15 protein-coding genes are annotated in these 13,920 nt (G+C 45.4%); 6 read left to right on the forward strand and 9 right to left on the reverse strand.

Annotation, left to right across the window (positions count from 1 at the left end; genetic code table 11):
* Positions 1-83: 83 nt before the first annotated feature.
* Positions 84-1,787, reverse strand: coding sequence for a DUF1565 domain-containing protein (locus XZ46_RS13130; RefSeq protein ID WP_008050972.1), 1,704 nt, complete (start codon positions 1,785-1,787; stop codon positions 84-86).
* Between the two features lie 1,256 nt (positions 1,788-3,043).
* Here XZ46_RS13130 and XZ46_RS13135 point away from each other — a divergent pair.
* Complete coding sequence (locus XZ46_RS13135; protein ID WP_008050973.1) at positions 3,044-3,910, forward strand: calcium-binding protein; 867 nt, start codon at positions 3,044-3,046, stop codon at positions 3,908-3,910.
* Between the two features lie 403 nt (positions 3,911-4,313).
* The gene (locus XZ46_RS13140; RefSeq protein WP_006625456.1) at positions 4,314-4,637 is read left to right on the forward strand and encodes a calcium-binding protein; all 324 of its coding nucleotides are present in this window, start codon (positions 4,314-4,316) and stop codon (positions 4,635-4,637) included.
* 24 nt (positions 4,638-4,661) lie between these two features.
* Here XZ46_RS13140 and yidD read toward each other — a convergent pair whose 3' ends face one another.
* Genes yidD through XZ46_RS13165 form a run of 5 tightly spaced genes read right to left on the reverse strand, consistent with a single transcriptional unit; the run spans position 4,662 to position 8,184 of the window.
* On the reverse strand, positions 4,662-4,892 hold the full coding sequence (gene yidD / locus XZ46_RS13145; RefSeq protein WP_006625455.1) for a membrane protein insertion efficiency factor YidD: 231 nt from the start codon (positions 4,890-4,892) through the stop codon (positions 4,662-4,664).
* A 1-nt stretch (position 4,893) separates the two neighbouring features.
* Positions 4,894-5,790 (reverse strand): tRNA pseudouridine(55) synthase TruB, encoded by an 897-nt coding sequence (truB, locus tag XZ46_RS13150; protein WP_008050975.1) that lies wholly within the window; start codon positions 5,788-5,790, stop codon positions 4,894-4,896.
* A 5-nt stretch (positions 5,791-5,795) separates the two neighbouring features.
* Positions 5,796-6,707: a calcium-binding protein gene (locus tag XZ46_RS13155; protein WP_006669557.1), complete on the reverse strand. Its 912-nt coding sequence runs from the start codon at positions 6,705-6,707 to the stop codon at positions 5,796-5,798.
* A 29-nt stretch (positions 6,708-6,736) separates the two neighbouring features.
* The gene (locus tag XZ46_RS13160; RefSeq protein ID WP_006669556.1) at positions 6,737-7,717 is read right to left on the reverse strand and encodes an ABC transporter ATP-binding protein; all 981 of its coding nucleotides are present in this window, start codon (positions 7,715-7,717) and stop codon (positions 6,737-6,739) included.
* The gene (locus XZ46_RS13165; protein WP_228116553.1) at positions 7,714-8,184 is read right to left on the reverse strand and encodes a CoA-binding protein; all 471 of its coding nucleotides are present in this window, start codon (positions 8,182-8,184) and stop codon (positions 7,714-7,716) included. The genes XZ46_RS13160 and XZ46_RS13165 overlap by 4 nt, the downstream gene beginning before the upstream one ends.
* A gap of 70 nt (positions 8,185-8,254) precedes the next feature.
* On the opposite strand from XZ46_RS13165, the gene XZ46_RS13170 reads away from it, so the two are divergent.
* The 4 genes from XZ46_RS13170 (at position 8,255) to gshB (ending at position 11,151) form a co-directional block, all read left to right on the forward strand.
* Positions 8,255-9,157, forward strand: coding sequence for a lysophospholipid acyltransferase family protein (locus XZ46_RS13170; RefSeq protein WP_008050977.1), 903 nt, complete (start codon positions 8,255-8,257; stop codon positions 9,155-9,157).
* A 395-nt stretch (positions 9,158-9,552) separates the two neighbouring features.
* Entirely contained in the window at positions 9,553-9,741 is a 189-nt protein-coding gene (locus XZ46_RS13175; RefSeq protein WP_006625446.1) for a hypothetical protein, read from the forward strand.
* 104 nt (positions 9,742-9,845) lie between these two features.
* Positions 9,846-10,106: a glutaredoxin 3 gene (grxC, locus tag XZ46_RS13180; RefSeq protein WP_006625445.1), complete on the forward strand. Its 261-nt coding sequence runs from the start codon at positions 9,846-9,848 to the stop codon at positions 10,104-10,106.
* Positions 10,107-10,167: 61 nt separating this feature from the next.
* A complete protein-coding gene (gene gshB, locus XZ46_RS13185; RefSeq protein ID WP_006625444.1) occupies positions 10,168-11,151 on the forward strand; it encodes a glutathione synthase in 984 nt (327 codons plus the stop codon).
* Between the two features lie 27 nt (positions 11,152-11,178).
* Here gshB and XZ46_RS13190 read toward each other — a convergent pair whose 3' ends face one another.
* The 3 genes from XZ46_RS13190 to ilvN form a co-directional block, all read right to left on the reverse strand.
* Positions 11,179-11,916 carry a class I SAM-dependent methyltransferase gene (locus tag XZ46_RS13190; RefSeq protein ID WP_228116554.1) on the reverse strand — a complete coding sequence of 246 codons (738 nt, stop codon included), beginning with the start codon at positions 11,914-11,916 and terminating at the stop codon, positions 11,179-11,181.
* Complete coding sequence (locus tag XZ46_RS13195; RefSeq protein ID WP_048895081.1) at positions 11,916-13,025, reverse strand: hypothetical protein; 1,110 nt, start codon at positions 13,023-13,025, stop codon at positions 11,916-11,918. The genes XZ46_RS13190 and XZ46_RS13195 overlap by 1 nt, the downstream gene beginning before the upstream one ends.
* Positions 13,026-13,178: 153 nt before the next feature.
* On the reverse strand, positions 13,179-13,706 hold the full coding sequence (gene ilvN, locus XZ46_RS13200) for an acetolactate synthase small subunit (RefSeq protein WP_006625441.1): 528 nt from the start codon (positions 13,704-13,706) through the stop codon (positions 13,179-13,181).
* Positions 13,707-13,920: the final 214 nt, after the last annotated feature.

Below are 13,920 nucleotides of genomic sequence, written 5' to 3' on the forward strand. Positions count from 1 at the left end.
CCTAAACATATTAAATCGATCGCCAGCTATCCAATTGGGTAGCTGGCTATTTTAAGGGGATAATTTAGGTTGAGGGCGAAAAGCTAGGGGGTGCTAATTAAATAGGGAGAGTTGATCGCCTGAACCTTCCCGGTGTTGACTAAAGCCTGATAGACAAATGCTGCTACATCGGCGCGGGTGGCCACACGATTGGGATTGAGTTGGCTTTGGTTAGGATAGTTAACCACCAAATTTCCGGTTGTGGCTCCCGCAACAGAGGGAAGCGCCCAAGCCGGGATCTCGCCTGCATCTTGATAGATGGAGAGGACATCGAGATTGTCCGACTGGTAGCCAAGTCCTTGAGCCAAACCCACAATGCTTTGAATGCGGGTAATGGGGTCATTGGGTCGAAACTGACCGTCAGGAAATCCGGAAATAAACCCACCTTGATAGGCGGATTGAATGGCTTGATAACCCCAGAAGGTGCTGGGAACATCAGGGAATTGAGATCCTGATTGTTGGGCGGCGGGGGTAAAAGCATTTTTGACGATCGCCGCAAACTGTACCCTGGTGACTGGCTCATCAGGACGGAAAGAACCATCATCAAATCCTGACATAATCCCCAGGCTAACTAATGCTTCCATATAGGACTGCGCCCAATGTCCTTGTAGGTCAGAAATAGTGCCAACTTCCAGACCCAAGTTAGGGGGGGTCACAGCCGCCAGTACATATTCAACGAGTCCATAAATGCGGCTTTCGTCGATTTGATTACCTACTGCAGAGATACTGTTACCTCGGGTGGCATTATATAAATCGTAGCGCTGGTTATTGCGGATCAGGTTTTGACCCGGATCCCCTGCTGTTCCTAGGTTGGGTTGTGCAGTAGCGATCGCCACAATACCATCACGCTGATTATTTTCGATCAAGTTATTGCGTAAAATCGGTTTAGCCGTATGGGAAATCATCACCCCGTCCCGGTTGTCCACAATCTGGTTTTCCACAATTTTCGGGGCGGAATCATCATTAATCGAAATACCAAAACCAGTATTTTGAAAGAGATTTCCCCTAATTAGTCCACCACCAGAACGAGCGACGGAAATACCATTACCATCATTTTGGGCAAAAATATTGTTAGTAATCGTGGCGTTACCTTCAGCACTGATAAAAACCCCATCCCGTTTGCTATTGACAAAAGTTGAGTTACTGATGGTCGGGTTAGACGATTCAACCCATATCCCAGTCCCTCTGGTGTTGGGGTTGGTAATGGTGACTCCCAAAATTTGAGGGTCTCCCAAGGTTCTGATAGTCGCATTTTGACGAGCCAGACTGGGACTGACAAAATTACCCCCACCAATAATCAGCACATTCCGACCATTATTAGACTGATCACCCAGTAGGATAACCCCTGGTTGGATGTTAATCGGAAATGCCTCCCCCGTGTCTGGGCTATAGGTTCCGGGAGCCAACTTAATAGTCGTGCCGGCGGTAGCCCTGGACATAGCATAAGTGATGGTACGGAAAGGAGCCGCTTGAGAACCGGTTACCGTGTCGTTATCCGTTCCCGTGGAGGAGTTAACGTAGATGATTTGGGCTTGTACTAGGTATTCTGGGGAAGTTTGGGAGGTTGGTAATTCATTGGCGATCGCTTTAGGAGTTATGGCTAAATCGGCGATCGCGCCTAAGATTAAGGGGGTAGCTAGTAAACTCATACCCCGCCGCCAAGACCATAGCCGGAACCCAAAAGCCTTTTGGCTCCATGTATGATAGCTGTCGGCCGCCTTGTTAGTGAGAAAATACTTATCTTTCATGTAATCGACTTAATATTGGGGTTTATATGCAACCATACCCAGGTAACTGGAATCGGAAAACCGATATAAAGTTCCATATACCTAGGCACTGGGGACAAGATTTTGAACATCTCTGAGAATTTTAGCTGATGCCGACAACAACTGAACCAAATCGGGAACTTTTATTTTCACTTCTTCAAAGCCGCTATCCCCCAACTGATAGGGGATTTAACCATTTTCTGGAGATTGATTGAGGCGATCGACTTCTTTGCGAAAAATTTTTTGGAACCTTCTGGCAACCCCGTCCGTCATTTTTGTAGATGTCAGCGCTCTACTTGGCCTGTTACTGCCAGTGCGATCCGAAACAAGCCCCAGGGCATAACTAACTTGCTTGCCTTGCTTAAACGGAGACAGTTGGCCATTCCCAGCACCCAAGCAATTACAAACCTCAAAAATGTAGTGTTTGTAACTGCTCGTGTATCGGGTGTTTAGAGGAGTTTCTTGTTAAAATTGGTTCAGCTATTGCCAGGGCAACGATTATCTGTTAAGCTAGTTGTGATTTTTTGCGATCTCCCTATAATGTTGGAGGAATTCTCTTAAATCATAGTTTGAGCGGTAATATCGGCAACAAACCCCATCTAGTTCTAACAGACTTTTCCCGTCTTTTCCTATCACAAATAGGGAAAGAGATTCCGGGTTTCGCTGGCATGGTTCAGGAATACTAAGTGTCAAAACTGGTTTGCCAAATCATCAAAAAAATGGGTAGAAACCCCGTCCTTCTAGGACCGCTTTACATTTACTTAGCTTTAGAATATAATCAAGTATGCCACTAAGACCTTAATTGTACGGTGAGACTCCCAGTGGTGGGACACCTGTTGAAAAGATGACTTACCGAAATGGTAGTCGGTGCAAATGCACTACAGACCCAGCCCCCACAAGCAAAGACGTTAAGCGAGTGAAAAGCATAAATCTAAAGTAAACTGAAAGCAAAAGCTAACAGTGTAGCGGCCATTGACACCGCCTTGTGGACTGCTGTTGTATTGGTACATAGGTACGGTACGGCCATGTGGTTGTTACGAGCAATGACTAACATTTGTTGGTTATCTCCTCTAAAGAATCCTCGTGGCTTTAGCCCGATGGAGTGTCAACAGCTTTAGCCAAATTACCGTAAAATTACCCTAAATTTATCGGCAAACCTACCGAATATCCAGACTGCTATTGTAGAATCCCAATTGTCGAAAATTATTCATTTGTCCAACATTTCGTGAGGAGCACTTATGTCACAGGTAGTTGACCCCACCGAGTTTCAAGTCGTTTTTACAGCTGAGGGAGCCGTTATAGTCGGTAATCCCAACCAATCTAACCGCATTCGGGGAACCGCAGATGCTATTCGCATGCAGGGTGGCGATCTCGCAGATACCCTAACCGCTGGTGACAACCCCAACATGGTTATCTACGGCTTCGGCGGTAATGACTCAATAATTGGTGGCGAAGGCGACAACGAACTATATGGTAACCAAGGAAACGACACCATCTATGGCATAGCAGGTAATAACCTAATCTATGGCGGTCAAGGTGATGACCTAATCTATGGTGGTGATGGTAATAACAGCCTATCCGGTGACAAAGGTAACGATACCCTAGTCGGCGGTACTGGTAATGACATCATACGTGGTGGTGATGGAGAAGATTTAATCTATGGTGGCGGTGGTAATAACCTACTATTTGGGGAAAAAGGCAACGACACCCTCCAAGGTGGTCCCGGCAACGATACCATGTATGGTGGTCAAGGTGATGACCTCATCCAGGGTGGCGATGGTAATGACTTCCTAGCCGGCGACAAAGGCAACGACACCCTAACAGGTGGTGCTGGTGCTGATACCTTTGCTATCACTGCTAATGCTAACCTAACCCGTGATGTCATTACCGACTTCAATAGTGCCGAGGGAGACATAATTGCCCTACGCGCTGGTGCCGGATATGACTTAAACTCCTTCCAGACTGTAGCCACTGCCGCACAGGCTAGTGGGTTAAGCGGTTTAGTGTACATCCAAAGCACAGGCGTTTTACTATTCAACGGCGAAGAAATAGCCGAATTCTTGGGTACTCCAGATATTACAGCTTCCGATTTCGAGCTATTCTAAGGTTAAAATCCTTGGCGTAGGAGTTAAGTCGTATTGCCTCCATTTTTGGAATAGCAGATTGCTCCTCGATTCTCAATAGTAATTTGTTTAACAGTAGGGTTAGTAATAACCCTACTTTTTTTATGGCATTAATCACACAGCCTATGGCCGAAGGTATCAGGCAATCAATAGCAAAACTATTCGACTGTTTTCCGGATGAATGGCTTCTCGCCTAGAGAATAGGAGTAGTTTGATCTAATGCTGAAAATTTCTAAACATGAGATTTAGGACATTACCTGATCAGATATTCTCAAGCCCGAGGCCATCTAGCCGTTAGTACCCTTTTCAGCCTTGTTAACACTATTACACTCAATGGATAGTTTGACCTAAGCCATGAGCCTTTGTAAAAGGAAAGTCCCTAACTATGTCACAGTTTATTGAAACCCCTCAAATTGAAGAATTGCCCGACGGAAGTTTAATCTTTCGAGGGGCTACGGAGCCGCAAAATTTCTTTGCTGGAGGGTCTGGTGATGATATCATTACCGGGGGGGATAGTGATGACACTTTGTATGGTGGCCCTGGCAATGACACTATTGATGGTCGTGGTGGTAATGACCTGATTTTGGGAGAAGAGGGACATGATTCCCTTATCGGTGGTTCTGGTGATGATACTATCTATGGTGGCGAAGGAAACGATACCATCGACGGTCAAGAAAGATCAGGAATAATGGATGATTATTATGTTTGATGTATGGCGGCGGGGGGAAAGTTGTTAATGATCATGATCATCTTTCGGGGGAACAGGATCATAGCCGCCTGGGTGAAGGGGATGACAGCGCAAAATACGAGCGATCGCCATCCATCCACCCCGAAAAATGCCAAAGCGATCTATTGCTTCCATAGCATATTCTGAACAAGTGGGATAAAAGCGACAAGCGGGAGGAAGCACCGGAGAAATCAATGACTTATAACCCTTAATCAAACCAATTAATATCTGTTTCATCTCAACTATCCAACATGACAACTTGGGGAGCTAATACCATAGTATCCTGTTCTTGAATAATGCGTCCAATACCGAGAAACTGACCGGATTGGTCATCTACCCGTAACACGGCATCGACATTTCCCGCGACGGGAACCCGCTGTCCGTGACACCAACGTTTTGCATCTTCGGAACCTAGGGCGATCGCCTGTAAATGAGTCAAAGCCACAGAGGGGTCAAGGGGTTTAAACTTTTCCCGCTTGACCAGATCTTCCAACTCTTCGATAGTCAAACTATTTGCCAAGCTAAACCCACTGGACTGTAGGCGAACTAAACCCGCGAGAGTCCCCCCAGTGTTCAGACGTTCCCCCAAATCCCTAGCAATAGAACGGATATAAGTTCCCGGACCACAGGCGATCGCCAATTCCACCTCTGGAAACTCCCCAGATCGCCAACTCAAAACATCCAACCCAAACACCTCCACCGTCCGGGTGGGAACTTCCACCACCTCACCCCGTCTGGCTCTCTCATATAAGCGCTTCCCCCCCACATGAATAGCACTATAATAGGGTGGCTTTTGCTCAATTTTACCGATAAATTCAGGCAACAGGGCGGCGATATGTTCCAGTTGCAAATGAGAAGCCGATCGCACCTGTAAAGTTTCCCCCTCCAGGTCATCGGTGGCGGTGGTAATTCCAAAGCGAATCACTCCCCGATAGGCTTTCTCAGAGGACAGAAATTGCAGCAGGCGGGTAGCCCTTCCCAATGCAATAGGTAGCACCCCAGTCGCGGCAGGATCAAGGGTGCCTGCGTGTCCTACCCGCTTTAGGTGTAACATACGCCGAACCCTTGCCACACAGTCATGGGAAGTCCACTCCTGTGGCTTATTCAAATTAAGGAACCCCTGAAAATCGGCCATCAATCTTAAATAGTGATCTGATCAATTGCGGTAAAATCGGCGGAAGTGAGATTATCCACACCAACCACAATAGCCACAAAAGCGCGATTAGGATCGAAACTTTGCCTAAGTCGGATCACGGTGCTATCTTCTAGTTCCCCTTCCAGTCCCACAGAAGTACCGGAGACAAACTCTAGGTTAGTAGATCGCAGACCACCCGTGAGCAAAATTTGATCGTCACTCCGAGTATAATCCATAATGACATCGGCTTCGCGAATGTTGACTCCCCCACTGAGGGAACTCACCACAAAGGAATCGCGACCCTCCCCACCAATGAGAGTATCAGCGCCAGTGTCTCCCGACAGCAGATCATTCCCGTCGCCACCATACAGGATATCATCGTTTTTACCACCGAAGAGGGTATCGTTTCCATCCCCTCCATACAGCCAGTCATTAGCTAAATTGCCAAACAACAGATCATCTCCGGCTTCACCATAGAGGGTATCTGCTTCTTGACCGCCATAGAGGGTATCATTACCATTGCCCCCATAAAGCAAATCCCGGCCTTGGTTGCCAAATAATAGGTCATTTCCGGCTTCTCCCAACAGGGTATCAGAACCGGCCTTACCATAGATGGTATCATTGTTGCTACCCCCCAATAAGGAGTCGGGTCCGTCACCTCCAATAATGCGATCGGCGGCACCAGTCCCCCTCACGGTTTCCCCGGCTGAGTCGGTGACAGTAATTTCATTAACTGAACCATTGCTACTCAGGGTTTCCCCAAAGTCGGAAGTTCCATTTCCCAAATTATCACCGGAATTATTAGTTTCTCCGTTGACGGAACCTTCTGGGGGGATAATCAGATCAGCGGGTAAGGTATCCACACCGAATAGCTCATCTAAAATCCGTGGATCGATTATAACTCCTACAGATGACATAATAACTCCTAATTTTTTTTAAGTGGGTTTTATTGACTGGAATAAATACCCCGTTCCCTTAATTGTTGCATAAAAAACTCTTCTAGGGAAAGGCGGGATAAATTCATCGATATCAGTTGAGCATTGATATCCTGTAGATGGGCGATAAATTCCTGGGGGTTGCCTTGCAGATTACCGCGCCAATAGTCTTGTTCGATTTCCAAGTTGGTTACCCATTCCTCCAGTTGTTGAGGATTACCACCTTTGCCACTCACGGAATAGGTTTCAGTGATTCCTAATAATTCATCCAAAGAACCGATGGAAATGAGTGCTCCTCGTGATAAAATGGCAACGCGATCGCATATTTTTTCGACATCTGACAGGACATGACTGTTAAAAAATATGGTTTTTCCTTGCTGTTTGAGTGATAAAATAATCTCTCGGATTTGATAACGACCCATCGGATCCAGACCGGACATTGGTTCATCTAAAAATACTATTTCCGGGTCATTAATTAAGGCTTGAGCCATGCCAATCCGTTGTAGCATTCCCTTAGAATACTGTCGCATCTGTTTTTTGATGGCGGCTGATTTTGCCAGTCCGACTAAATCCAATAATTCGGGAATCCTTTGGCGACTAACTGCTTTCGGGATTTGGAAAAGTTCCGCCGCCAACTCTAAAAATTCCCACCCGGTCAGATAGTCATAAAAATAGGGGTTTTCTGGCAAATAACCCACTCGCTGTTTGACTTGGCGATCGCCAATAGGTTTCCCCAATAAATAAGCTGCGCCAGAAGTGGGACGCACCAAACCTAGTAACACTTTAAATAAAGTCGTTTTCCCGGCTCCATTTTGTCCCAAAAGCCCAAAAGTTTCCCCCTGATATATACTCAGACTACAATTAATCAGGGATTCAATTTTTTGATTCATCCAAAATCCCGTCCGGTAAAATTTACCTAACTTCTCGGTGATCACTACCGCCGGGGGTAAAGATTTCGGTGATTGGGGGGGTATAGTTTCAGCCTGATTCATCGGTTTTTGCTTATATGAAGACGCTCGATCTCAATCTTAATACAAATGTTCATAGCTAGGTTTAACCCGGCATCTAAAGCCTTTTGACTGGCTTCTGGGTGGCTGATTCCCAACTGACCCCAGACGGTTTTCGCGCCAACGGCGATCGCCTCATCAACAATTTCTGGCAGATATTGCGAACCTCGAAAAACATTGACAATATCAATCGTTTCCGGGACCGCCTGCAAATTCGGATAACAAGGTTGACCGTTGACCTCTGTCAATAAAGGATTCACCGGATAGACCCGATAGCCCCGGTTTCGCAAAAATTCAGCCACCATGTAACTAGGGCGCGAGGGTTTGTCGGAATGACCATAAACGGCGATCGTCTGCGACTCCGCCAACACCTGAGCCATTGCGGTATCATCTTGGTTGAGATCAAGCATATTCTGCATATCCTCAGACTTTAGGGCCGATGATAACCCCATCGCGGCGTTTTCCGCATCTGGAAAAGGGAAGATCTTGATTGAATCTAGTTGCTACTGGGAGTCGATAACCTTGAACCGATTTACCGATAATCATACCGAGCATCATACCGAGCATCATACCGATAATAATTATGCCCCACCATCACCACCATACCTAGATGGTTGGTCCTTACATGGACGAGATCCTGAGTTTGTCCGATCGCTAATGCCAGTTTTGGGATGGTTTTACCAGCACTATTTTCGGGTCAAAATGGACGGCTGGCAGCATCTTCGAGACTCAGGGAGAATGTTAATTGTCGGTTCCCATAATGGTGGCTTGGCTGCACCAGATATGCACATGGGTTTATATGGCTGGGCCGATCGCTTTGGCTGCGATCGCCCTCTATATGGTTTAATGCACCCCAAAGTCTGGGAAATGTCCCCCACAGTTGCTACTCAAGCCGTGCGGTGTGGTGCTATTCGCGCCCATCCCCGAATGGCGATCGCCGCCTTACAAGCAGATTATCCCGTTTTGGTTTATCCAGGGGGGCCAGAAGATGTGTTTCGCCCCCACAATATGAGAAATCAGATTTATTTTGCTGGGCGGCGTGGGTTTATTAAATTGGCCTTACGCACCGGGTCCCCTATTGTTCCCCTCATTTCCCATGGAGCCCATGATACCCTCATTGTCCTCGCTGATTGTTATCAACAGGCTAAGATCCTCCATGATTTGGGGATGCCTTGGTTACTCGATATTGACCCGGAAGTGTTCCCCATTTATTTGGGACTCCCCTGGGGGTTAAGTATTGGTCCTTTGCCTAATATCCCTTTACCAGGGGAAATCTATATTCGCATCTGTGAACCTATTGTCTTTCAACGCTATGGTCGAGAGGCGGCGGGCGATCGTGATTATGTCGAGTCCTGTTACCAATTGGTCAAAACTCAGATGCAACACCAACTCGATCGCCTTGTCCTCCAGGTCGAGAAATCCTGAGTTTCCCTCTCTGGATAGTTATGCAAATCTTAAATCTTTATTAATTTGGAAAACTGCGATCGACAAAAATTCGCACCCAAAATTTAATCACAACAGCTATAATCCCCCAATTATCGCCCTTCTTCCCTCAACCCCATCCCTCAATCATCATGATTTACCGTTCGGGATCAAGGTATTCCTAATTAGTCGCTATTGCTACCCGGTTCAAATTCTGGCATAATTAGTCAGTAGCTCAATACAGTTATCCGTTCTTTCATTTTTTTTGCCTGCTACTAACCATCCGTTAAATATCTCCTCTTAATGTCGTGGTAATCTGGCTAAATAGTCAGGAATTACCCGACAAATTTTGGGGTTAATTAGCGCCAAATTTAAACCCAGTAAAAAAACCATTTTAAATGTCTACCAAACAAATCATCCGTTGTCCGAATTGCGGTTCTTACGCCGAACGCTATCGCAGCAATACAGTCATTAAAACCCAGTGTCACACCTGTGACTATTTAATGATTACCTGTTCTGAAACCGGAAAAGTCTTTGAAGCCTACGCCCCTGGCTTATATGCCAGTGTATTGCAAGCCGTCAGCTAATCTATAAACTGATTTATGGCCACCCTGTTCCCAGGGTGGTCTCGTTGACAAAGCCTAATTAACTCAATATATTAAGAAATATTAATCATCTCCCTAAGACATCTATGACTAATTCCATTGAAATCTATACTTGGAGTAGCTGTCCATTTTGTTTACGAGCTAAGGCTCTCCTCAAACGCAAAGGCTGGGAGTTTACCGAATATGTGATTGATGGAGATGAAGAATCTCGCGATCGCATGGCTGCTAAATCCAATGGACGGCGTTCTGTTCCCCAAGTCTTCATCAATGGTCGCCATATTGGTGGCTGTGATGACCTCCACGCCTTAGAAGCCCAAGGTCAGCTTGATTCCCTACTTAGCGCTTAGTTTAACAAAACCCCCAGCAGCAGTCTGGGGGTCGTCCTGATAACTTTTATTAATATCATTAATGAAATTTGCTTTTATTATTGACCCCATCGCTAATCTAAATCCCGCCCACGATAGCACTGTTGCTATCATGGAAGCCGCCCAAGTAATGGGTCATGAAATTTGGATTACTCAAAGCCATCAACTAAGTGTAATTGCTGGGAAAGCCTGGGGAACCCTCACCTCCCTTCATTTGACTCCTATTACTAGGCGAGATCAGACTTGGGTGGTCAACTCCCCCTGGTTTGAGTTGGGCGCTTCCACATTACAGCCCTTAGAAGCCATGGATGCAGTGTTTATGCGGGTTGACCCCCCCGTAACTGTTTCTTACCTATATACCACTTATATTCTCGACTATATCGACCCCACCAAAACTTTAACCGTTAATGCTCCCCAAGGGTTACGCGCTGCTAATGAAAAAATGTATGCCCTCCAGTTTGCTGATGTCATTCCTAAAACTATTGTTAGCCGCAAAAAAAAGGTGATTCGGGAATTTGTCGAACATGAGGGCGCAGCAGTTTTAAAACCTTTGGGTGGTAAGGCGGGTGAGGGTATTTTGTTTCTGGAACCAGACGATCGCAACTTTAATTCCCTCGTGGAAATTAGCACCCGCCAAGGTGTTGAACCTGTCATGATTCAAACCTACTTACCCGCCGCCAAAGATGGCGATAAACGCATTATCTTGTTAAATGGTGAACCTATTGGGGCTGTTAATCGCATTCCTACTGGTAAAGAGTTTCGGGGAAATATGGCCGTCGGCGGTCGCGTCGCTCAAACTAAAATAAGCGATCGAGAGTTGCATATTTGTCGCCGAGTTGCCCCCAAATTAATTGAATCCGGACTATATTTCGTCGGTCTTGATGTCATTGGTGGTTATCTCACAGAAGTTAATGTCACCAGTCCTACTGGGATTAGGGAAATCGATTTACTAGACCATGTAAGTTTGGGTTCTCAGGTGATTCAATGGGTAACCTCTCAAGTTACCCAAATGATTCATAATTCCTGATACATTACCCCGTCGGTTCCCTTTTTCTTAGGGGTTGTGGAGGATAAAAAATTCATATCCATACCATTCGTGATACTCGCGATATATTTCCACCTCCCGTTTTTCCATGTCTAAAATTTTCAACCCCTCCTGATTGTCTTGATAAATTCTATACAGATGATTAATCCTCTCCTCCAAGGGGTTATAGTAATTTAACCAACCCCTCTCTGGTAGCGTGAATTGGTTAATTATTTCATATCCGCAATTAGCAATAATCTCCGATAACTCCCATAGATTTTTCATGGCTGGATAATCAGCTTGCCAAAAATCATAAACCTCCGACGGTGGATTATCCCGTAACCACACTAACTCACTCACCATCATATAACCACCCGATTTGAGATAGGATTTTAATTGCTTTAATCCCGTCTCGAAACCCATAATATAGATGGAACCCTCAGCCCAAATAATATCAAAACTAGATGGCGGAAAATTTAGGGATGACATACTTTGATTTAAACAGGTTATCCTCTCCCCAAAACCTTCGGCGATCGCCTTTTGTTTAAGACTGTCTAAATAAGGTTGATGAATATCGATCGCCGTAATTTCTCCATCCGTTAATCTCGCTAATTCCAGAGTAGACGACCCCGGACCACAACCTATATCTAAAATCTTCCGTTTAGACAAACTTGGTAGCATCCTAAACCCTTGTCTAGTATACTCATCACCCCCCGGACTTTCCCTCAATAAATCCCTATGAATTTCCCAAAAAATCTCATTCATCATTAACTTTTCGCCTGAAAATCTTTAAAAATTGTCTGAAACCCGTACATCAATCTATGTACATTATTAACATCACCCGGAATTATACCACACTCCCATTTTCGCTTCCGACTCGCTAACAACTTCCCCGCTACTTCTGACACACTATTCGACACAAAATAACAATCTCCCGCTACCCGTAACTCCGAGGCTAAAGATAAAAACGCTTGGGCTACTTCTGGCTGTAATTGGGAGGCAGAATATTCACAATTAACCCCCAATAAAATCCGCGACGCGCGAGGTTCCCGCCCGTTATTTCGACAAGCATCCGCCTCCATTTTATATAATACGCAGATATCGCAATCATACAAAACTCGCAGCCGCCCGTGGACTTTCACCCCGATATGTATTTCTAAAGGTGGCTTATTGGCAAATTCAATAAGTCCGTGAGTATAGGGCTGTATTTGCTCATAGATTTTCCCCGGACGTTGACGAAATATTAACCTATCTGTAGCCTGTTTCGTCACATCCTTATAGCTGACTTTACCTCCCTCATTTTTTGCCCCTGTCACCAAGATATTAAATATGTAACAATTAAACAGGTTCCTCAGTTGTTGATATCTCCTGAGATTTGGGTTAACGATCGCCTCTAAATTTCCCTTAATTTCCGTCAACAATGATGGCGGATTTTTGGCGGAATTGACCCGCAACTTTCCTAGGGTTTTTCTGACCTGTTCAGCCGCGGCTAATCTTTCTAAAATTTCCGGCTGATAAAACTTGACAAATTCCCCCGTTTGTGCTAGGGTTGAATGCCAGCATATTTCTGATTTTAAATCTGTAGTCAGTCCTTGATTATCTAATAGAGCCGCTATTTCTTGCTCCATTTCCACCCCAGAAATCACAGTGCGATCGATAGCATCAATCAGCATTGATAACTGTTCCTGGGGGCTATAATACGCCAATTTGAGGTCAGGGGATTTTCTCCCCATAACCATTTCCTCAACCGTTTTTCCAGCCGTTAAAATCTCCTCTACCTGTTCAGCGATCCATCCCAATTCTAACTGATTAAGTATTTCGACCAGTTCATCATAAATAGTCCCGCAATTATGTTCGTCCATACTGTTTAAAAACATAACAACCCCACACCTCCACCAGCACTATGGGGGAGGCGACTAATCATATTGTAGCTGATCAATGGCAAAATATGACTTAAAAATCAACTTTTTTTGATCAAAACAGCCCCCAGGACCTGGAAAAGCCACCAGGGGTGAGGGTTTTGGTGGAAGTTAAAACTTAGGTTCAGCGGGTTGACTCTTGAGGAATTCGGTATTAACGCCGGACTCCCGTGTGAGGGCGATTTTACCAGTCCGAGAAATTTCGCGGATGCCAAATTTACTCAATACCTGAACGATCGCCACCATTTTACCAGGGTCTCCGACCACCTCAATAGTCAGGGAGTCATCCCCAATATCAACCACCCGCGCGCGAAAAATCTGAGCCAACTCAATAATCTCGGAACGAATAGCACTGCTAGGGGAGTTAACCTTCAATAACATCAACTCCCGTTCCACACAGGGAACCTCAGTAATATCAAGTACCTTGAGAACATTAATCAGCTTGTAGAGTTGCTTAGTCAACTGCTCAATAATGCGATCGTCCCCAGGGACCACCATCGTAATTCGGGAAACCCCAGATTTTTCAGCAGGTCCAACAGCCAGGCTTTCAATATTAAATCCACGACGAGCAAACAAACCAGCAATGCGCGTCAGAACACCCGCCTCATCTTCAACTAAAACAGAAAGGGTATGTTTCATAATTTTGTCCCCAGGTATGGATGGCCAGTTATATAACTCAAGCCGAACCCTATTCGTATTGCGTAAGTAATTGTATCCGACAACAGATAAATTTAAACCCGAAAAATCTGGCCATAGCCGGAAGTTTCTGAGTATGGCATCATCTGAAGTGAAGTAATCACGCCAGATTATGTGTCACTCATTGAGCCTTTAACAGTTAGGTTAAAAGCGCTAT

This window comes from Limnospira indica PCC 8005 (assembly GCF_000973065.1).
Taxonomy (GTDB): domain Bacteria; phylum Cyanobacteriota; class Cyanobacteriia; order Cyanobacteriales; family Microcoleaceae; genus Limnospira; species Limnospira fusiformis.